The sequence below is a fragment of the Serratia sp. CY76391 genome, from assembly GCF_052166695.1.
In the GTDB taxonomy this organism is placed as follows: domain Bacteria; phylum Pseudomonadota; class Gammaproteobacteria; order Enterobacterales; family Enterobacteriaceae; genus Serratia; species Serratia nematodiphila.
Map to the genome: position 1 here is coordinate 1,323,584 of NZ_JBJNOJ010000001.1, position 19,513 is coordinate 1,343,096.

The following is a 19,513-nucleotide window of genomic DNA, read 5'->3' on the forward strand; positions in this document are numbered from 1 at the left end:
GTGGTTATTTGGTCAGGATCAATTTCCCGGCTTTGGTCTGCCGCAGTTGATAGCGCTGGCCCTGATGGGTAATGAACGCGATGCCTTCGGCGCCGAGCAGCTGTGCGCTGTCGTAGCTGGGCGGCGCGTTTGCGCTGTGCTCGTTCGGGGCCGCGGCGGCGGGGGGTGGCGTGTTGGCAGTATCCATCATCATTGTGCTTAAAAAACAGATCATTAAATGGTAATTAATATCAAACTGAGAATCATTATCATGTGAAGGAAAGGTTACATCAAGGAAAATTTTCTTACCGATGGAACCTTTTTGTCGAACGGGCATCCGGCGGCGGGCCGAGCGCACTCGGCCCGTAAAAAAGGGGCGTTATTTCAGCAGGGTTTCGATGCGGTCAAACAGACGTTCGGGTTTGGTGATCGGCGCAAAGCGCGTCACGCGCTGGCCGTCGGCGGTGAGCAGGAACTTGGTGAAATTCCACTTGATGCGGCGGCTGCCCAAAATGCCGGGCGCCAGGCGTTTCAGCTCATTGAACAGCGGGTGCGCGCCGGGGCCGTTAACGTCTATCTTGCTGAACAGCGGGAAACTGACGCCGTAGTTGAGGCTGCAAAAATTGGCGATCTCCAGCGGGCTGCCCGGTTCCTGAGAACCAAACTGGTTGCAGGGGAAGCCGAGCACCATCAGGCCGCGCTCGCGATAGTATCGCCACAGATTTTCCAGCCCGCGGTATTGCGGGGTGAAGCCGCACTTGCTGGCGGTGTTGACCACCAGGTAAGCGCGCGCCGGGAAATCGCCCAGCGTTTTTTGCTCGCCCTGCAGCGTGACGCAGGGAATGGATAACAGAGAGTGAATCATGCCGGGGCTCCCAGTGCATTTCGGCGGGTGCTAAAGCGTTGCAATCAGTATAGATGAGCGGGACAGAAGGGAGAAAGCCGGGGCGAGGCCCCGGCCTAGGTTGCGTCAGAAACGGCTATCGACCGCATCCGCCAGCATCGCCAGCAACTGTTCGCTGTCGGACCAGCTCAGGCAAGGATCGGTGATCGACTGGCCATAGGTCAACGGCTGGCCGGCGACGATCTTCTGCGTGCCTTCCACCAGGAAGCTTTCGGCCATCACGCCGGTGATGGCGGCGGAGCCGGCGCGGATCTGCTGGCAGACGTTGTCGGCCACTTCCAGCTGGCGGCGGTGCATTTTCTGACAGTTGCCGTGGCTGAAGTCGATCACCAGGTGTTCAGGCAGATCGAACTCGCGCAGGCTGTCGCAGGCGGTAGCGATGTCGCTGGCGTGGTAGTTCGGCGTTTTTCCGCCGCGCATGATGATGTGGCCGTACGGGTTGCCGCTGGTCTGGTAGATGGTCATCTGGCCATGTTTGTCCGGGGACAGGAACATGTGTCCGGCGCGCGCCGCGCGAATGGCGTCGATGGCGATGCGGGTATTGCCGTCGGTGCCGTTTTTGAAGCCGACCGGGCAGGAGAGCGCCGAGGCCATTTCACGGTGGATCTGGCTTTCGGTGGTGCGCGCGCCGATGGCGCCCCAGCTGATCAGGTCGGCGATATATTGGCCGACCACCATGTCCAGGAATTCGGTGGCGGTCGGTAGGCCGAGCTGGTTCACTTCCAGCAGCAGGCGGCGCGCCATTTCGATGCCGCGGTTCACCTGGAAGGTGCCGTCCAGCGCCGGATCGGAGATCAGGCCTTTCCAGCCGACGACGGTGCGCGGTTTTTCGAAATAGGTGCGCATCACGATCTCCAGGCGATCCTGGTAGCGTTCGCGCAGGGCGTTCAACCGGCCGGCGTAATCGACGGCGGCGTCGAGATCGTGAATGGAGCAGGGGCCGATCACCACCAGCAGGCGGCGGTCTTCACCAGTAAGGATTTTTTCAATGCGTTTACGTGACGCTGTCACGTTATCGGCGACGGCCGCCGAGATCGGCAGCTTGTCCGCCAACGCTTGCGGCGTGACGAGGCTGTCGATGCGCGCGGTCCGCAGTTCATCTGTTTTGTGCATGTTGTTCCCTGGAAACTGTTCTTCTCTGCGGCAGGAGTGCCGGGAAGTGATGGCGATCACAATAACGCAAAAAGCGCTGAATTCAACCGTAGAGATTGCGTTCTGTTGATCAAAGCCGCGAAAAAAAGCACAAAAAAATCAGCTGCTGCTGAAATAAACGGCAGGCGGCGGGGCGCGACGGCCCCGCGAGGAAAAGATCAGAACATGCGGCGGCTCATGCCAAGGATGTCGAGGATTTTGGTGGAGATCTCTTCGACCGAATAGTTGGTGGTATTGAGATAGCGGATCTGGTTTTTGCGGAACAGCGCCTCGACCTCGGCGATCTCCATGCGGCACTGACGCAATGAAGCGTAGCGGCTGTTTTCACGCCGTTCTTCACGGATCGCCGCCAGGCGCTCCGGATCGATGGTCAGGCCGAATAATTTATGCTGAAACGGTTTCAGCGAAGCCGGCAGGTGCAAATTGTCCATATCGTCGGCGATAAACGGGTAGTTGGCGGCGCGGATGCCGAACTGCATCGCCAGATAGAGGCTGGTGGGGGTTTTGCCGCAGCGCGACACGCCGAGCAGGATCACCTGCGCCTGATCGAGGTTGCGCAGCGAAATGCCGTCGTCATGCGCCAGGGTATAGTCGATGGCGGCAATGCGCGCGTCGTACTTGCCGAGGTTGCTGGCGGTCAGGCCGTGGGTGCGGTTCGGCACCGGCGTCGGTTCCACTTCCAGCTCGCCCTGCAGCGGGCCGACCAGCGCCTGCACGATATCCTGGCAGAAGCCCTGGCTCTGGACGATCACATCGCGCACTTCCGGCGAGATGATGGAGTAAAACACCAGCGGCCGCACGCCGGTTTCGTTATAGATATCATCGATTTGTTGGCGAACTGCGCGTGCGCGCGCCTCGGTTTCGACAAACGGCAAGGTGTACGTGGTCGCCGTGACCGGGAACTGCGACAGCACCGCGTGCCCCAGCACTTCGGCGGTGATCGCCGTACCATCCGAAATATAAAAAACGCTTCTTTCCACCCGAGGCTCCTTACCTGAAAACGGTGTTCCTGCTGTCATCTCTGCCAATATCATGAGCCGCAGGCGATTCGCCGGTAAAGGGGCGAGGGAAAAAATTGTGACGGCGGGGCGGTAAACCGCCTTGCGGCGGCGCGCGAAGAAAAGCGCGCTTTGGCGGCGGCAGAAATCGCGGCGCAGCGACGCTGTTCGAGCCGAAACGTAAATTTGCCGCTATTTTCACCAAAAACGATAGCGTTTGCGTGGTCATTAAAACAGAATTTTAAAAAGAGCGTAATTTGTTGAGAACTAAGCTTTTCGTGCGATTGGGAACGGTTCCCAGGCAAATCAGCCGGTTAGGACATTCTCTTAAAAACCACTTTCTTCAGTGGGTTGATCGATTCACCTTTCCATTTTCCCCGGATCAGTGTGCTAGTCTGATTCGGCTCCGTGTTAGCGGTGCCGTAAAGCAAGCGAATTAAATCCGTCTTTACCCTACTGATAGCAATAAGGATTGTCTCGATGTCCAACAATGGCCCAGACTTGCGTAATGTGCTTTGGTACAACCAGCTTGGCATGCACGACGTTGACCGTGTCGGCGGCAAAAATGCCTCCCTCGGTGAAATGATCACCAATCTTTCCGATTTGGGCGTGGCCGTGCCTAACGGTTTTGCCACCACCGCACAGGCGTTTAACGATTTCCTCGAACAAAGCGGTGTTAACCAGCGCATCTATCAGTTACTGGATCAGACTGACGTTGACGACGTTGCCCAACTGGCCAAGGCCGGCGCCCAGATCCGCCAATGGGTGATCGACACGCCGTTCCACGCCGAGTTCGAGCGTGAAATTCATCAGGCTTACCAACAGCTCGCCGACGGCGAACCGGAAGCTTCCTTTGCGGTGCGCTCCTCCGCCACGGCGGAAGACATGCCGGACGCCTCCTTTGCCGGCCAGCAGGAAACCTTCCTCAACGTGCAGGGCATCGACGCCGTAATGGTGGCGATCAAGCACGTGTTCGCATCGCTGTTCAACGACCGCGCCATCTCTTATCGCGTGCATCAGGGCTACGATCACCGCGGCGTGGCATTGTCGGCCGGCGTACAGCGCATGGTGCGCTCGGATCTGGCCTCCTCGGGCGTGATGTTCACCATCGACACCGAGTCCGGCTTTGATCAGGTGGTATTCATCACCTCCGCTTTCGGCTTGGGTGAAATGGTGGTGCAGGGCGCGGTGAACCCGGATGAGTTCTACGTGCACAAACCGACGCTGCAAAACGGCAAGCCGGCGATCGTGCGCCGCAACCTGGGTTCGAAAAAGATCCGCATGGTATACGCGCCGTCGCAGGATCACGGCAAGCAGGTGCGCATCGAAGACGTGCCGGAAGCGCAGCGCAGCCGTTTCTCGCTGACGGATGAAGAAGTGCAGGCGCTGGCGCAGCAGGCGATCCTGATCGAAAAACATTATGGCCGCCCGATGGATATCGAGTGGGCGAAAGACGGCCATACCGGCAAGCTGCTGATCGTGCAGGCGCGCCCGGAGACCGTACGTTCCAACGAGCAGACCATGGAACGCTACCAGCTGAACGGCACCAGCCCGGTGCTGGTGGAAGGCCGCGCCATCGGCCACCGCATCGGCGCCGGTCCGGTGAAAGTGATCCACGACATCAGCGAAATGGATCGCATCCAGCCGGGCGACGTGCTGGTGACCGACATGACCGACCCGGACTGGGAGCCGATCATGAAGAAGGCCGCCGCGATCGTCACCAACCGCGGCGGGCGCACCTGTCACGCGGCGATCATCGCCCGTGAGCTGGGCATTCCGGCGGTGGTGGGCTGTGGCCACGCCACCGACGTGCTGAAAGACGGCCAGAAAGTCACCGTCTCCTGCGCGGAAGGCGACACCGGCTTCGTTTACAGCGACATGCTGGACTTCAGCGTGCAGAGCTCCGAAGTGACCGAGCTGCCGGATCTGCCGCTGAAGATCATGATGAACGTCGGCAACCCGGATCGCGCTTTCGACTTCGCGCGTTTGCCGAACGAAGGCGTGGGCCTGGCGCGGCTGGAATTTATCATCAACCGCATGATCGGCGTGCACCCGCGCGCGCTGCTGGAGTTCGACCAGCAGACGCCGGCGCTGCAAAATGAAATTCGCGCGCTGATGCAGGGTTACGATCACCCGGTCGAGTTCTACGTCGGTCGCCTGACCGAAGGCATCGCGACGCTGGGCGCCGCCTTCTGGCCGAAGCGCGTGATCGTGCGTCTGTCCGACTTCAAATCCAACGAGTACGCCAACCTGGTGGGCGGCGACAAGTATGAACCGCACGAAGAGAACCCGATGTTGGGCTTCCGCGGCGCCGGCCGTTACGTGGCCGACAGTTTCCGCGATTGCTTCGCGCTCGAGTGCGAGGCGGTGAAACGCGTGCGTAACGATATGGGGCTGACCAACGTCGAAATCATGGTGCCGTTCGTGCGCACCGTGGCGCAGGCGGAAGCGGTGGTGGCCGAGTTGGCGCGTCAGGGGCTGAAACGCGGCGAAAACGGGTTGAAAGTGATCATGATGTGCGAAATCCCGTCCAATGCGCTGTTGGCGGATCAGTTCCTCGAGCACTTCGACGGCTTCTCCATCGGCTCCAACGACATGACTCAGCTGGCGCTGGGGCTGGATCGCGATTCCGGCGTAGTATCGGAACTGTTCGACGAACGCAACGAGGCGGTGAAAGCGCTGCTGTCGATGGCGATTCAGGCGGCCAAGCGCCACGGCAAATACGTCGGCATCTGCGGCCAGGGCCCGTCTGACCATGAAGACTTCGCCGAGTGGCTGATGGAGCAGGGCATCGACAGCCTGTCGCTTAACCCGGACACTGTGGTGCAGACCTGGATCAATTTGTCGAAAAAGAAATAATGTCTCGGCCTCACTGAGGCATTAACGTCGGGCCGCAGTTAACGCTGCGGCCTTTTTATTTCCGAATGTAAATAACGGCGCGTAAAATAATCAATTCGACGAAAAAAGAATAAAAAAAAGCCCACCGTAGGAGATGGGCAAAGACTACACACAGCAATTCACATGTATGGCATTACATTGTTCAGAAAGGTTGCTTTAAAATCAGTGATTTGAAGCAATAGATGGCCATAATACTAGATTTTTGAACGCGACTAGTCATTAAGAATCATCCTAATCGATAGCGGCATCACATTTTATTTGCGGGAGTTATCTCTTTTTTCCGTTTGCAACAAACAGGGATTTACATTGCACCTTTCATTCGCCGTACCGTAATCAATATAGGGCGGCATTATATAGGACGGAGATATTACTCGAATGAGGTAGGAATAATGACAGGCGTGAAAAGTTCCGCCCGACGGTGCGGGCGGAAGGGGGGGAATTAGCGTTTTTCCAGATCGTCGATGACTTGCTCCGGCGCGGAGGTCGGCTCCGGCGCTTCATCCATCCAGGCGGTCAGCAGGCGATAAGATACCGCCAACACCACCGGGCCGATGAACAGGCCAATCATGCCGAAGGCCAGCAAACCGCCGATAACGCCGGACAGGATCAGCAGCAGCGGCAGATCGGCGCCCATGCGGATCAGCACCGGGCGCAGCACGTTATCCAGCGTGGCCACCACGCAGCTCCAGACCAGCAGCACGGTGCCCCAGGTGGTGTCGCCGTGCCAGTACAGCCAGATGATGGCCGGCACCAGCACCAACAGCGGCCCCAATTGCGCCACACAGCAGATGAAGATCAGCATCGTCAGCAGAGTGGCGGCAGGAATGCCGCTTACCGCCAGACCGATGCCGCCCAGCACCGACTGCACCAACGCCGTCACCACCACGCCCAGCGCGACGGCGCGAATTGCCTGGCCGCCCAGCAGCACCGCCGCATCGCCGCGCGCGGAACCGAGGCGCACCGCAAAGTGGCGGATACCCAGCGCCACCTGCTCGCCGCGTGCATACAACAAGGCGCTGAACAGCAGCATCAGCGCGCAGTGCAGCAGCAGACGGCCGATATGCGCCGCCTGCGCCACGAACCAGGTGGCGGTTTGGCCAAAGTACGGCTGCACCTTCGCCAGCAGCGCAGCGCCGCCGGCGTTAACCAGCGTGTGGTAGCTGGTATAGAGTTTGTCACCGATCATCGGTACGGACTGCAGCCAGGCGAGATCGGGAATATGCAGTTTGCCCGGCGAACTGGCCCAGGCGATCAGCGGCGCGCTGTTATCCACCACGCTGCTGATCAGCAGTGAGATAGGCAGAATGAACAGCAGGATCAGCAGCAGGGTCATGACCAACACCGCCAGCGAACGGCGGCCCCACAGCAGCTTTTGCAGTTTGAGCAGCAGCGGCCAGGTGGCGATCACCACCATGCCCGCCCAGGCGAAGCCGAGAATAAACGGTTGGATCACCCAAAAACAGGCGACGATCATGATGGCGATAAACAGCACGCCGAAAATAATTCGCGGTAAGTCGTAACGCGATTGCGGGAGTGGCATCAGTGGGTTCTCATCCTGGTCAATTAAATCCCTGGCACCGGCGAATCGGGGTGCCTGTCGGTCGGTTTCTCACCGTCGGGCGGCCGCCTGTGGCGGCGCTCGCAGGGCGGTAATAATGTGAATGCCTTCACTAAACGAGTATGTTAGTTTTTAGTGTCACTAAAAAATAGGGTGGGTCTGAATTAAAGGCCCGATTCAGCGTACATCAGCGCATAAAAAATAGACGGACAGGGTCAAAAAAGCGAATGATCCCACAGATTTCTCAGGCGCCCGGCCTGGTTCAACGGGTGCTCGACTTTTTGGAAGCACTGAAGCAAAACGGATTCAACGGCGATACCGCCACCAGCTATGCCGACAGGCTGACGATGGCCACCGACAACAGTATCTATCAGCTGCTGCCCGATGCGGTGGTGTTCCCCCGTTCCACCGCCGACGTGGCGCTGATCGCCCGTCTGGCCGGAGAAGAGCGCTTCAATACGCTGACCTTCAGCCCGCGCGGCGGCGGCACCGGCACCAACGGCCAGTCGCTCAATACCGGCATCGTGGTCGATATGTCGCGCCATATGAACCGCATTCTGGAGATCAACGTCGAACAAGGCTGGGTGAAAGTCGAAGCCGGTGTGATCAAGGACCAGTTGAATCAATACCTGCGGCCGTTCGGCTACTTCTTCTCGCCGGAACTGTCCACCAGCAACCGCGCGACGCTGGGGGGAATGATCAACACCGATGCCTCCGGCCAGGGCTCGCTGGTGTACGGCAAAACCTCCGATCACGTGTTGGGCCTGCGGGCGGTGCTGCTGGGCGGCGAGATGATCGATACCCGCGCCATGCCGACGGCGCTGGCGGAAACGATTGCTCTGGAAGAGACTGCCGAAGGGCGCATCTACCGCACGGTGCTCAACCGCTGCCGCGAGCAGCGCGCGCTGATCCTAGAGAAATTCCCCAAGCTCAACCGCTTCCTCACCGGTTACGATCTGCGCCATGTGCTGAGCGACGATCTGCAAACCTTCGATTTGACGCGTATTCTGACCGGCGCCGAGGGCACGCTGGCGTTTATCACCGAGGCGCGGCTGGACATCACGCCGCTGCCGAAAGTGCGCCGCCTGGTCAACGTGAAGTACGATTCCTTCGACTCGGCGCTGCGCAATGCGCCCTTTATGGTCGAGGCCAAGGCGCTGTCGGTGGAAACCATCGATTCCAAGGTGCTGAACCTGGCGCGTGAAGACATCGTTTGGCACTCGGTGAACGAACTGATCGCCGACGTGCCGGATAAAGAGATGCTCGGGCTGAACATCGTCGAGTTCGCCGGCGACGATCGGGCGCTGATCGACGGCCAGATGGAGGCCCTGTGCCAACGGCTGGACGAATTGATCGCGCAGCGGCAGGGCGGCGTGATCGGGTACCAGATCTGCGGCGATCTGGCTGGCATCGAGCGCATTTACAACATGCGCAAGAAGGCGGTCGGGCTGCTGGGCAACGCCAAAGGGCGCGCCAAGCCGATTCCGTTCGCCGAGGACACCTGTGTGCCGCCGCAACATCTGGCGGACTATATCGTAGAATTTCGGCAGCTGCTCGATGACCACAATCTGAGCTATGGCATGTTTGGCCACGTCGACGCCGGGGTGCTGCACGTGCGCCCGGCGCTCGACATGTGCGACCCGCAGCAGGAAGTGCTGATGAAGCAGATCTCCGATCGGGTGGTGGCGCTGACCGCCAAATACGGCGGCCTGCTGTGGGGGGAGCACGGCAAGGGATTCCGCGCGGAATACAGCCCTGAATTCTTCGGAGAAACGCTGTATGAAGAGCTGCGCCGCATCAAGGCGGCGTTCGATCCCGATAACCGCCTGAACCCAGGCAAGATCTGTTCGCCACTGGCGGTGGATGCGCCGATGATGCAGGTGGATGCGGTCAAACGCGGCACCTTCGATCGCCAGATCCCGGTCGAGGTGCGCACCTCGTTCCGTGGCGCGCTGGAGTGTAACGGCAATGGCCTGTGCTTCAACTTCGACGTGCGCAGCCCGATGTGCCCGTCGATGAAGATCAGCGGCAACCGCATTCATTCGCCGAAAGGGCGGGCGACGCTGGTACGTGAGTGGCTGCGTCTGTTGGCCGAGCAGGGGGTCGATCCGCTGGCGCTGGAGAAACAGCTGCCGCAGCAGCGCCTCAGCTTGCGCGGCCTGATCGAGAAAACCCGCAACAGCTGGCACGCCGGCAAGGGTGAGTATGACTTCTCGCACGAAGTGAAAGAGGCGATGTCCGGCTGCCTGGCCTGTAAGGCCTGTTCAACCCAGTGTCCCATCAAGATTGACGTGCCGGGATTCCGTTCGCGCTTCCTGCAGCTTTACCACACTCGCTATCTGCGCCCGGTAAGCGACTACATGGTCGCCGGCGTGGAGAGCTATACCCCGTTGATGGCCCGCGCGCCGAAGGTGTTCAACTTCTTCTTCCGCCAGCCGTGGCTGCGGGAGATGAGCCGCAACGCCATCGGCATGGTCGACCTGCCGCTGTTGTCCAGCCCGACGCTGCGTCAGCAGCTGTCCGGCCACCGCGCGACCACGCTGACGCTGGAGCAGTTGGAAGGGTTGAGCGCCGAGCAGCGCGCAGAACACGTGTTGATCGTCCAGGATCCGTTCACCAGCTATTACGATGCCAAAGTGGTGGCGGACTTTGTCCGGCTGGTGGAGAAGCTCGGCTATAAACCGGTGCTGCTGCCGTTCTCGCCGAACGGCAAGGCGCAACATGTGAAAGGTTTCCTGACGCGGTTCGCCCGCACCGCGCGCAAAACCGCCGATTTTCTCAACCGCGTGGCGCAGCTAGGCATGCCGCTGGTGGGCGTCGATCCGGCGCTGGTGCTGTGTTACCGCGACGAATACCGCGAGATCCTCGGCGCTGAGCGCGGCGATTTCCAGGTACAGCTGGTGCATGAATGGCTGCAGCAGCGGATCGCGGATCGCGCCGAACAGCCGGCGACCGGTGAGCCGTGGTATCTGTTCGGCCACTGCACCGAAACCACTGCGCTGCCGGCCAGCGGCCAACAGTGGGCGGCGATCTTCGCCCGTTTCGGCGCCAAACTGGAGAACGTCAGCGTCGGCTGCTGCGGCATGGCGGGCACTTACGGCCATGAAGCCAGGAACCTGCAAAACTCGCTCGGCATTTATGAGCTATCATGGCATCCGACGCTACAGCGTTTGCCGCGGCAGCGCTGCCTGGCGACCGGCTATTCCTGCCGCAGCCAGGTGAAACGCATCGAGGGCAATGGCGTGCGCCACCCATTACAGGCACTTCTGGAGATGATTGAGTGAAATTGTGGAAACGTGAAACATCGCTGGAGCAGCTGAACCGCGCCGGCGACGGCTGCATGGTCAGCCATGTGGGCATCGAGTTTACCCAACTGGGCGAGGATTTCCTCGAGGCCACCATGCCGGTCGATGGCCGCACCCGGCAGCCGTTCGGGCTGTTGCACGGCGGGGCGTCGGTGGTGCTGGCGGAATCGATGGGATCGATGGCCGGCTACCTGTGCAGTGAGGGCGAGCAGAAAGTGGTGGGGCTGGAGATCAACGCCAACCACCTGCGCGCGGTGTTCGATGGCCAGGTGCGCGGGGTGTGCCGCGCACTGCACGTCGGCCGTCGCCATCAGGTGTGGCAAATCGAGATCTTCGACGCGCGCGATCGGTTGTGCTGCACCTCGCGTCTGACCACGGCGGTCATCGACTGATCCCTGCCGCTTTCCGCAGGCAATCGGCCTGCGGAGCCTTTCGCTTTACAGCTGAAACGGCACGCGTTTGACGAAGTCCTTCTGAAACGCGTTCGCCTTCTCCCAGGTGCCTTCCATTGCATATTTTTGGCAGATCAGCGTCAGCGTATGGCGGGCGAAGTGGTAGCTTTGCACCCGAAAAAGCTGGCAACGCTGTGGGTTGTTGATCTCGACGATCAGCCGGTTGTGCAGCTTGCTGAGCGCGTGCAGGTAGCTGTCGTCGTCGCCGTTCTCCAGACACAAATTGGCCATGGTAAGGCTGACGCTGTTGTACCGCTTCAGGTGGTCGATATTGCATTCCGGGCGCCGTAGCGCCGCTTCGGCCATGTAAAAGTCCACCGTGGCGTCGCGCACGCTGAATTTGTAGTCATCAATCTTGCCCAGCAACCATGCGTTGATCGAAAGAGTCATTGGCTTCGCGCTCAAATTCAAATTGAATGATAATCATTATCATATAAACTGCCGCGTTGCCGATCAATCCCCGGCGTGGCGTTTTTTCATCGCGTGAGGTGTAAAACGCCGCCGACGACCCAACTTGATGCTGAGCGACTAAACTTTAACCTGAGGGCGCGCGCTTGCGCTGCGCCACGAAATGCCGATAAACGCACATTTACGACAGACAGAATGCAGAAATAGGTATTTTCTATGAATGTTTAGATCGGCAACGTACCGCGGCGCTGTAACGCTGACGGGCCACCGAGGAGTGCGGTACGGTGATGCAGGATAAAGAACAAATTCATAGGGATAGCATGCACACCTTGCCGCCAGGCGCCGCAAGCCGCCACGGATGTCCCGCTGGCTTGCCGCACGCCGCAGCGAAAAACCGCGCTTGCGGCGGATACCCCCGCAAAACAAACGGTTGAAGTGATAATCGTTATCACTAACATATAAGCAACCCAGATTGGCTGTGGCCAAACACGAGTGTGAGGTAGACCCTATGCAAACGGAAAATGTCGGCACTTTTTCTCTGGATGAAAATGTCTGGCAAGGCATTTCGCTCAGCGACAGCGCCGTACGACAAATAACCAAACTGATGCAGCAGGATCCGCAGGTGAAAGGGCTGCAGCTAGGGGTGAAACAATCCGGCTGCGCCGGCTTTGCCTATGTGCTGGATCTGACACGCGAACCCGCCGATGACGATCTGCTGTTTGAGCGTGACGGCGCCAAACTGTATGTGCCGCTGAAGGCCATGCCGTTCATCGATGGCACCACGGTAGATTACGTCCGCGAAGGGCTGAATCAGATATTCAAATTCAACAACCCTAAAGCTCAGCATGCCTGCGGGTGCGGCGAGAGCTTTGGCGTTTGAGCGATGCAATCAACATGACACGAAGCAATGTAGAAATGCCTAATGAAGTGCAGGCTTGGGTCAGCGAAGGTCGCTACAAAGAAGGTTTCTTCACCCAGCTGGCAACCGATGAGTTGGCCAAGGGCATCAACGAAGAGGTGGTGCGCGCCATCTCGGCCAAGCGCAACGAACCCGAGTGGATGCTGGAATTCCGCCTCGAGGCTTATCGCGCCTGGCTGCAGATGGAAGAGCCGCACTGGCTGAAGGCCAATTACGAACGCCTGAACTATCAGGACTACAGTTACTATTCGGCGCCGTCCTGCGGCAGCTGCGACGATGCATGCGGTTCGCAACCCGGCGCCGAGCAGCAACCGGGCGCGGCGACGGAAAAAGATTACCTGACCAGCGAAGTGGAGCTGGCGTTCAACCAGCTCGGCGTGCCGGTGCGCGAGGGCAGCGAGGTGGCGGTGGACGCCATCTTCGACTCGGTCTCGGTCGCCACCACCTACCGTGAAAAACTGGCGGAGAGCGGGGTGATCTTCTGCTCGTTCGGCGAAGCGATCCAGGAATACCCGGATCTGGTGCGTCAATACCTGGGGCGCGTGGTGCCGTCTAACGATAACTTCTTCGCTGCGCTGAACGCCGCGGTGGCCTCCGACGGCACCTTCGTCTATGTGCCGAAAGGCGTGCGCTGCCCGATGGAGCTGTCGACCTACTTCCGCATCAACGCCGCCAAAACCGGCCAGTTCGAGCGCACCATCCTGATCGCCGACGAAGGCAGCTACGTCAGCTATATCGAAGGCTGTTCCGCCCCGGTGCGCGACAGCTACCAGCTGCATGCGGCGGTGGTGGAAGTGATCCTGCATAAAGACGCCGAAGTGAAATACTCGACGGTGCAGAACTGGTTCTCCGGCGGCGAGAGCAAGGGCGGTATCCTCAACTTCGTCACCAAGCGCGCGCTGTGCGAAGGCGCCGGTTCGAAAATGTCCTGGACCCAGTCGGAAACCGGCTCGGCCATCACCTGGAAATACCCGAGCGTGATTTTGCAGGGCGACAACTCGATCGGCGAATTCTTCTCGGTGGCGCTGACCAGCGGCCATCAGCAGGCGGATACCGGCACCAAGATGATCCACATCGGCAAAAACACCAGGTCGACCATCATCGCCAAAGGCATCTCCGCCGGCCACAGCGAGAACACCTATCGCGGCCTGGTGAAAATCCTGCCGGGGGCGGAAAACGCCCGTAATTTTACCCAGTGCGACTCGATGCTGATCGGGCCGGACAGCGGTGCCCACACGTTCCCTTACGTTGAAGCGCGCAACAACAGCGCTCAGCTGGAGCACGAAGCCACTACCTCGAAGATCGGCGATGACCAGCTGTTCTACTGCCTGCAGCGCGGCATCAGCGAGGATGACGCCATTTCGATGATCGTCAACGGTTTCTGCAAGGACGTTTTCTCCGAGCTGCCGCTGGAGTTCGCCGTCGAGGCGCAAAAACTCCTGGCCATCAGCTTGGAACACAGCGTGGGTTAATCGCCGCATTTTTAGCGCCGGCGGCGCTATCTGAGGACACAGCATGTTAAGCATCAAGAATTTGAAAGTCAGCGTGGAAGGCAACGAGATCCTCAAGGGATTGGATCTGGAGATCAAACCGGGCGAAGTGCACGCCATCATGGGGCCGAACGGCTCGGGCAAGAGCACGCTGTCCGCCACGCTGGCCGGGCGTGAAGAGTACGAAGTGACCGAAGGGGAAGTCACCTTCAAGGGCAAGGATCTGCTGGAGCTGGATCCGGAAGATCGCGCGGGCGAGGGCGTGTTCCTGGCCTTCCAGTACCCGGTGGAGATCCCCGGCGTCAGCAACCACTTCTTCCTGCAGACGTCGGTCAACGCGGTGCGCAAATACCGCGAGCAGGAGCCGCTGGATCGCTTTGACTTCGCCGATTTCATCGAAGAGAAAATCGCGCTGCTGGATATGCCGGCCGATCTGCTGACCCGTTCGGTCAACGTCGGCTTCTCCGGCGGTGAGAAAAAGCGTAACGACATTCTGCAGATGGCGGCGCTGGAGCCGGATCTGTGCATTCTCGATGAAACCGATTCGGGCCTGGACATCGATGCGCTCAAAATCGTCGCCAACGGCGTCAACTCGCTGCGGGACGGCCAGCGCGCCTTTATCATCGTCACCCACTATCAGCGCATTCTGGACTACATCAAGCCGGATTACGTACACGTGCTGTCCCAGGGGCGCATCGTCAAATCCGGCGATTTCTCGCTGGTGAAACAGTTGGAGGAGCAGGGCTATGGCTGGCTTACCGACCAACAGTAATTCAAACGCGCTGCAGCAGCTGTATCGCCTGTTCGAAGGCCGCGGCGGCGAGCGTTCGCCGCATGCTCTGGCGCACTGGCAGCAGGCGCTGCGCCTCGGCTGGCCGACGCGCAAGCATGAAAACTGGAAATACACGCCGCTGGAGAGCCTGCTGGAGCAGCAATTCCTCGAGCCGCAGCCCGCCCCGGTGAGTGCAGAGCAGCTCGATGCGCTGGCGCTCGGCATCGATGCCTGTCGGCTGGTGTTTATCGACGGCCGCTACAGCGCCGCGCTGAGCGATGGCGACCTGGGCGACTACCAGTTCGAGTTGACCGCCTATGGCACGCCTCAGGCGTTGCCGGAGCCGATCCAGCCGGAGATTTTTCTGCACCTGACCGAAAGCTTGGCGCAGGAAACCAGCCTGATTCGCTTGCCGGCCGGCAAGATCCCCGCACGCCCGCTGTATCTGCTGCACATCAGCAGCGGACGCGGCGCCGCCGGGGAAGTGAACACCGTGCATCACCGCCATCATCTGGAGATCGGGCGCGGGGCTGAGGCGGAAGTGATCGAACACTATGTCAGCCTGGGCGAGGCCGCACACTTCACCGGCGCGCGTCTGACCGCCAATGTGGCGGACAACGCCGGGCTGTTGCACTGCAAGCTGGCGTTTGAGAGCCAGCCAAGCTACCACTTTGCCCACAACGATCTGGTTATCGGCCGCGACGCGCGGGTGAAAAGCGACAGCTTCCTGCTGGGTGCCGGCCTGACGCGGCACAACACCAGCGCGCAGTTGAACGGCGAAGGCGCGAATCTGGTGATCAACAGCCTGGTGCTGCCGGTGGGCAAAGAGATTTGCGACACCCGCACCTATCTGGAGCACAACAAGGGCTATTGCGAAAGCCGCCAGCTGCATAAAACCGTGGTCAGCGATCGCGGCAAGGCGGTGTTCAACGGCATGATCAAAGTGGCCAAACACGCGATCAAAACCGACGGCCAGATGACCAACCATAACCTGCTGTTGGGCAAGGTGGCGGAAGTGGATACCAAGCCGCAGCTGGAGATCTACGCCGATGACGTCAAGTGCAGCCACGGCGCTACCGTGGGGCGCATCGATGAAGAGCAGCTGTTCTATCTGCAGTCGCGCGGCATCGACAAGCACGCGGCGCAGCAGATGATCATCTTCGCCTTCGCCGCCGAGCTGACCGAAGGCATCGCCAACGACACCATCCGGGAACGGGTGCTGGCGCGCATCGCCCAGCGCCTGCCGGGGGAGGCTGCATGAGTTATCCGATTGAACGCGTGCGCGGCGATTTCCCGCTGTTGGCGCGTGAGGTGAACGGCCAACCGCTGGCCTATCTCGACAGCGCCGCCAGCGCGCAGAAACCGCAGGCGGTGATCGACCGCGAGCTGGAGTTCTACCGCCACGGGTATGCGGCGGTGCATCGCGGTATCCACACCCTGAGCGCCGAGGCGACTCAGCAGATGGAAGCGGTGCGGGAACAGGCGGCGCGCTTTATCAATGCTGCCTCGGCGGAAGAGATGGTGTTCGTCAAGGGCACCACCGAAGGCATCAATCTGGTGGCCAACAGCTTTGGCCGCCACCAGCTGCAGCCGGGCGATGCGATTCTCATCACCGAGATGGAGCACCACGCCAACATCGTGCCGTGGCAGATGCTGGCGCAGGAGCGCGGGTTGCAGCTGCGGGTGTGGCCGCTGCAGCCGGACGGTACGCTGGATCTGGCGCGGTTGCCGGAACTGGTCGACGCGTCCTGTAAACTGCTGGCGCTGACCGAGGTCTCCAACGTGCTGGGCACCGTTAACCCGGTGCGTGAGATCATCGCCCGCGCCAGAACCCTGTCACCGGATCTGACGGTGCTGGTGGACGGCGCGCAGGCGGTGATGCACCAGTGCGTCGATGTCCAGGCGCTGGACTGCGATTTCTACGTGTTTTCCGGCCATAAGCTGTATGGCCCTTCCGGCATCGGCATGCTGTATGGCCGCCAGGCGTTGTTGCAGCAGATGCCACCGTGGGAAGGGGGCGGCTCGATGATCCGGCAGGTCAGCCTGACGGCGGGCACCACCTTCGCCGATCCGCCGTGGCGCTTCGAGGCCGGTTCGCCGAACACCGCCGGCATCATGGGGCTGGGCGCGGCGTTTGATTACGTCGAAGCCTTGAGCCTGAATGCGATCCACGATTATGAACAGTCGCTGATGCATTACGCGCTCGAGGCGCTCAAGCAGGTGCCGACGCTGAAAATCTATGGTCCGGCGCATCGGGCCGGGGTGATCGCCTTCAATCTGGGAGAGCACCACGCCTATGACGTCGGCAGCTTCCTCGATCAGTACGGTATCGCCATTCGCACCGGCCATCACTGCGCGATGCCGCTGATGGCGTTTTATCAGGTGCCGAGCATGTGCCGTGCTTCGCTGGCGTTATATAATACCCGCGAAGAGGTGGACCGGCTGGTGGCCGGGCTGCAACGCATTCATCAGTTATTAGGTTAGGCCGGGGCGCGTCCCCGGCGGTACAAAAGGATCCCCATGGCGAATTTGCCGGACAAAGATAAATTGGTGCGTAATTTCTCCCGCTGTCTGAACTGGGAGGAGAAATACCTGTACGTGATTGAACTCGGCGCTAAATTGCCGCCGCTGGACGAGGCGGAGCGGCAGGCCGGCAACCTGATCTCCGGCTGTCAGAGCCAGGTGTGGATCGTGATGCGCCGCGATGAGCAGGGGCAGGTCGAGTTTCACGGCGACAGCGACGCGGCGATCGTCAAAGGGTTGCTGGCGGTGGTGTTCATTCTTTATCGCCAATTGACGCCGCAGCAGATCGTCGATCTCGATGTGCGGCCGTTTTTCACCGAGCTGGCGCTCAGCCAACATCTGACGCCTTCGCGCTCGCAGGGGCTGGAGGCGATGATCCGCGCCATTCGCAGTAAAGCGGCGCAGCTGGCCTGATCCATAACGCCTTCATCCTCAAGACTCATTGATACCTTTGCTTTGTCAATGAGTCTTTACAATTCACGATTTTCCTCCGGGCAACGCGCCCAATTCAGTGATATTTCAGCAGCTTAACTGTTGACGTTTCGTTGACAATCAATGACGGCGATTACGTTATAACGTGTTGATTTTTAGAGGACTTATTGCCTTTGATACCAGCGTTGCTAGTATTAATCAGGTATTGTCTGATTTACCCACCACCTGGCGCTCGTTAGCCTTGTGGGCGAACCGTCATAAAAATATAGGGATGATAATGAAACGTGCGTTGAGTTTAATGGGCATGGTCTTCGCCACCGTATTGGCCGGCACGCAGGCCGCCAGTGCGACCGAGTACCCGCTGCCGCCGCCGGACAGCCGTCTGATCGGCGAAAACACCACTTATACCGTGCCAAACGACGGCCGCCCGCTTGAAGCCATCGCCGCTGACTACAAGATCGGCTTGCTGGGCATGCTGGAAGCCAACCCCGGCACTGATCCGTTCCTGCCCAAGCCGGGTACGGTGCTGACCATTCCGACCCAAATGCTGCTGCCTGACACCAAGCGTGAAGGGATCATCGTCAACCTGGCCGAGCTGCGCCTTTATTACTACCCGAAAGGCGAGAACAAAGTGATCGTCTATCCGATCGGCATCGGCCAGACCGGGATGCACACGCCGCTGGAGGTGACCTCCATCAGCCAGAAGATCCCTAACCCGACCTGGACACCCACCGCCAACATCCGCAAGCGCTATCAATCCCAGGGCGTGACGCTGCCTGCGGTGGTGCCGGCCGGCCCTGAGAACCCGATGGGGCTGTTCGCCCTGCGTCTGGCGATGGGGCGCGGTGAATACCTGATCCACGGCACCAACGCCAACTTCGGTATCGGCATGCGCGTCAGCTCCGGCTGCATTCGTCTGCGTCCGACGGATATCGAGGCGCTGTTCAACATGGTGCCGCGCGGTACGCGGGTGCAAGTGATCAACGATCCGGTGAAGATTTCCGTTGAGCCGGACGGCAAACGCTATGTGGAAGTGCACCAACCGCTGTCGCGGGTGGAAAGCGACGATCCGCAGACCATGCCGATTGCGTTGTCTAAAGCGGAGAAAGCCTTTGCGGCCGATGGTCAGACCGATCGCGCCGTGTTCGATAGCGCGGTTGTACGCCGTTCTGGCATGCCGGTGCTGGTCAACGTAGGGGAGAGTCCGTCTGCAGTGAGTTTGACGCCTACAGCGGCTCCTGCGGCGAATAAGAGCCCATTCAAGGCAGCGCCAATCAGTTCGGTGAACTAAGTTTGCAGGATTGAGCGGTCGAAGAGGGGTTCAGCGTGCTGAACCTCTTTTTTTGCCTGCCGTGCAGGAAACGCCCTGGCTGACGAACAGACAAAAAAAACGGCGCACAATGTGCGCCGTTTTCAATAACCAAAGCTATCTTACTTTTTGTAAGCGTGAGCTTGGTTGTCCAGACGCTGGTTAGCGCGTGCTGCGTCGTCTTTAGCAGCTTGAACGTCAGAACGCATTGCGTTCACGTCGTTGCTCAGCTGATCAACTTTAGCGTTCAGAGTCTGAACGTCAGAAGACAGTTGATCGATTTTAGCGTTGCTAGAGCAGCCAGCCAGCAGAGTGGAACCCAGGATTACCGCGCCCAGTACCAGTTTAGTACGATTCATTATAACACCCTCTAGATTGAGTTAATCTCCATGTAGCGTTACAAGTATTACACAA

At 59.7% G+C, this 19,513-nt stretch carries 17 protein-coding genes and 1 other RNA gene; 10 read left to right on the forward strand and 8 right to left on the reverse strand.

What is annotated here, in order from left to right; translation table 11 throughout:
- Nucleotides 1–4: 4 nt before the first annotated feature.
- The 4 genes from hemP to ppsR form a co-directional block, all read right to left on the reverse strand.
- Entirely contained in the window at nt 5–187 is a 183-nt protein-coding gene (gene hemP, locus ACJ8PN_RS06705) for a hemin uptake protein HemP (protein ID WP_171455060.1), read from the reverse strand.
- A 171-nt stretch (nt 188–358) separates the two neighbouring features.
- Entirely contained in the window at nt 359–844 is a 486-nt protein-coding gene (locus ACJ8PN_RS06710; protein ID WP_015377714.1) for a glutathione peroxidase, read from the reverse strand.
- Between the two features lie 105 nt (nt 845–949).
- Nucleotides 950–1,996, reverse strand: coding sequence for a 3-deoxy-7-phosphoheptulonate synthase (locus ACJ8PN_RS06715; RefSeq protein WP_039566394.1), 1,047 nt, complete (start codon nt 1,994–1,996; stop codon nt 950–952).
- 197 nt (nt 1,997–2,193) lie between these two features.
- Nucleotides 2,194–3,054 (reverse strand): posphoenolpyruvate synthetase regulatory kinase/phosphorylase PpsR, encoded by an 861-nt coding sequence (gene ppsR, locus ACJ8PN_RS06720; RefSeq protein ID WP_049239973.1) that lies wholly within the window; start codon nt 3,052–3,054, stop codon nt 2,194–2,196.
- A 459-nt stretch (nt 3,055–3,513) separates the two neighbouring features.
- Between ppsR and ppsA the strand changes: the two genes are divergently transcribed.
- Nucleotides 3,514–5,892 carry a phosphoenolpyruvate synthase gene (gene ppsA / locus ACJ8PN_RS06725; protein ID WP_004931376.1) on the forward strand — a complete coding sequence of 793 codons (2,379 nt, stop codon included), beginning with the start codon at nt 3,514–3,516 and terminating at the stop codon, nt 5,890–5,892.
- A gap of 109 nt (nt 5,893–6,001) precedes the next feature.
- Here the strand turns inward: ppsA and rprA are convergent.
- Together rprA and ydiK are read right to left on the reverse strand one after the other, a co-directional pair.
- Nucleotides 6,002–6,111: antisense sRNA RprA (rprA, locus tag ACJ8PN_RS06730), an RNA gene on the reverse strand.
- A gap of 259 nt (nt 6,112–6,370) precedes the next feature.
- Nucleotides 6,371–7,471: an AI-2E family transporter YdiK gene (gene ydiK, locus ACJ8PN_RS06735; protein WP_033633195.1), complete on the reverse strand. Its 1,101-nt coding sequence runs from the start codon at nt 7,469–7,471 to the stop codon at nt 6,371–6,373.
- A gap of 245 nt (nt 7,472–7,716) precedes the next feature.
- Here ydiK and ydiJ point away from each other — a divergent pair, with 245 nt between their 5' ends.
- Both ydiJ and menI read left to right on the forward strand, forming a co-directional pair.
- Entirely contained in the window at nt 7,717–10,773 is a 3,057-nt protein-coding gene (gene ydiJ, locus ACJ8PN_RS06740) for a D-2-hydroxyglutarate dehydrogenase YdiJ (RefSeq protein WP_082997590.1), read from the forward strand.
- Complete coding sequence (gene menI / locus ACJ8PN_RS06745) at nt 10,770–11,186, forward strand: 1,4-dihydroxy-2-naphthoyl-CoA hydrolase (protein ID WP_016927938.1); 417 nt, start codon at nt 10,770–10,772, stop codon at nt 11,184–11,186. The genes ydiJ and menI overlap by 4 nt, the downstream gene beginning before the upstream one ends.
- 45 nt (nt 11,187–11,231) lie before the next feature.
- On the opposite strand, the gene ACJ8PN_RS06750 is transcribed toward menI, so the two are convergent.
- Nucleotides 11,232–11,636 (reverse strand): hypothetical protein, encoded by a 405-nt coding sequence (locus tag ACJ8PN_RS06750; protein ID WP_004931369.1) that lies wholly within the window; start codon nt 11,634–11,636, stop codon nt 11,232–11,234.
- A 526-nt stretch (nt 11,637–12,162) separates the two neighbouring features.
- On the opposite strand from ACJ8PN_RS06750, the gene sufA reads away from it, so the two are divergent.
- The 7 genes from sufA (at nt 12,163) to ACJ8PN_RS06785 (ending at nt 19,081) form a co-directional block, all read left to right on the forward strand.
- On the forward strand, nt 12,163–12,534 hold the full coding sequence (sufA, locus tag ACJ8PN_RS06755) for a Fe-S cluster assembly scaffold SufA (protein WP_004931368.1): 372 nt from the start codon (nt 12,163–12,165) through the stop codon (nt 12,532–12,534).
- 14 nt (nt 12,535–12,548) lie between these two features.
- A complete protein-coding gene (gene sufB / locus ACJ8PN_RS06760) occupies nt 12,549–14,045 on the forward strand; it encodes a Fe-S cluster assembly protein SufB (protein ID WP_004931367.1) in 1,497 nt (498 codons plus the stop codon).
- 43 nt (nt 14,046–14,088) lie between these two features.
- Nucleotides 14,089–14,835: a Fe-S cluster assembly ATPase SufC gene (sufC, locus tag ACJ8PN_RS06765; RefSeq protein WP_060559592.1), complete on the forward strand. Its 747-nt coding sequence runs from the start codon at nt 14,089–14,091 to the stop codon at nt 14,833–14,835.
- Nucleotides 14,810–16,096, forward strand: a complete 1,287-nt coding sequence (gene sufD, locus ACJ8PN_RS06770) for a Fe-S cluster assembly protein SufD (protein WP_004931361.1) — start codon at nt 14,810–14,812, stop codon at nt 16,094–16,096. The genes sufC and sufD overlap by 26 nt, the downstream gene beginning before the upstream one ends.
- Nucleotides 16,093–17,319: a cysteine desulfurase SufS gene (sufS, locus tag ACJ8PN_RS06775; RefSeq protein ID WP_442534737.1), complete on the forward strand. Its 1,227-nt coding sequence runs from the start codon at nt 16,093–16,095 to the stop codon at nt 17,317–17,319. The genes sufD and sufS overlap by 4 nt, the downstream gene beginning before the upstream one ends.
- Nucleotides 17,320–17,355: 36 nt before the next feature.
- Nucleotides 17,356–17,772 carry a cysteine desulfuration protein SufE gene (sufE, locus tag ACJ8PN_RS06780; RefSeq protein WP_004931358.1) on the forward strand — a complete coding sequence of 139 codons (417 nt, stop codon included), beginning with the start codon at nt 17,356–17,358 and terminating at the stop codon, nt 17,770–17,772.
- A 295-nt stretch (nt 17,773–18,067) separates the two neighbouring features.
- Nucleotides 18,068–19,081, forward strand: a complete 1,014-nt coding sequence (locus ACJ8PN_RS06785) for a L,D-transpeptidase family protein (protein WP_351107760.1) — start codon at nt 18,068–18,070, stop codon at nt 19,079–19,081.
- A gap of 140 nt (nt 19,082–19,221) precedes the next feature.
- On the opposite strand, the gene ACJ8PN_RS06790 is transcribed toward ACJ8PN_RS06785, so the two are convergent.
- A complete protein-coding gene (locus ACJ8PN_RS06790; protein WP_004931354.1) occupies nt 19,222–19,458 on the reverse strand; it encodes a major outer membrane lipoprotein in 237 nt (78 codons plus the stop codon).
- Between the last annotated feature and the right edge of the window lie 55 nt (nt 19,459–19,513).

Bases quoted from the DNA above. Each gene is read 5' to 3' on its own strand.
- ydiJ (WP_082997590.1), top strand. From the start codon at position 7,717: ATGATCCCACAGATTTCTCAGGCGCCCGGCCTGGTTCAACGGGTGCTC.
- ACJ8PN_RS06750 (WP_004931369.1), bottom strand. From the start codon at position 11,636: ATGACTCTTTCGATCAACGCATGGTTGCTGGGCAAGATTGATGACTAC.
- ppsR (WP_049239973.1), bottom strand. From the start codon at position 3,054: ATGACAGCAGGAACACCGTTTTCAGGTAAGGAGCCTCGGGTGGAAAGA.
- ACJ8PN_RS06790 (WP_004931354.1), bottom strand. From the start codon at position 19,458: ATGAATCGTACTAAACTGGTACTGGGCGCGGTAATCCTGGGTTCCACT.
- ppsA (WP_004931376.1), top strand. From the start codon at position 3,514: ATGTCCAACAATGGCCCAGACTTGCGTAATGTGCTTTGGTACAACCAG.
- sufD (WP_004931361.1), top strand. From the start codon at position 14,810: ATGGCTGGCTTACCGACCAACAGTAATTCAAACGCGCTGCAGCAGCTG.
- ACJ8PN_RS06710 (WP_015377714.1), bottom strand. From the start codon at position 844: ATGATTCACTCTCTGTTATCCATTCCCTGCGTCACGCTGCAGGGCGAG.
- ACJ8PN_RS06785 (WP_351107760.1), top strand. From the start codon at position 18,068: ATGAAACGTGCGTTGAGTTTAATGGGCATGGTCTTCGCCACCGTATTG.
- ACJ8PN_RS06715 (WP_039566394.1), bottom strand. From the start codon at position 1,996: ATGCACAAAACAGATGAACTGCGGACCGCGCGCATCGACAGCCTCGTC.
- sufS (WP_442534737.1), top strand. From the start codon at position 16,093: ATGAGTTATCCGATTGAACGCGTGCGCGGCGATTTCCCGCTGTTGGCG.
- sufB (WP_004931367.1), top strand. From the start codon at position 12,549: ATGACACGAAGCAATGTAGAAATGCCTAATGAAGTGCAGGCTTGGGTC.
- sufC (WP_060559592.1), top strand. From the start codon at position 14,089: ATGTTAAGCATCAAGAATTTGAAAGTCAGCGTGGAAGGCAACGAGATC.
- sufA (WP_004931368.1), top strand. From the start codon at position 12,163: ATGCAAACGGAAAATGTCGGCACTTTTTCTCTGGATGAAAATGTCTGG.
- ydiK (WP_033633195.1), bottom strand. From the start codon at position 7,471: ATGCCACTCCCGCAATCGCGTTACGACTTACCGCGAATTATTTTCGGC.
- sufE (WP_004931358.1), top strand. From the start codon at position 17,356: ATGGCGAATTTGCCGGACAAAGATAAATTGGTGCGTAATTTCTCCCGC.
- hemP (WP_171455060.1), bottom strand. From the start codon at position 187: ATGGATACTGCCAACACGCCACCCCCCGCCGCCGCGGCCCCGAACGAG.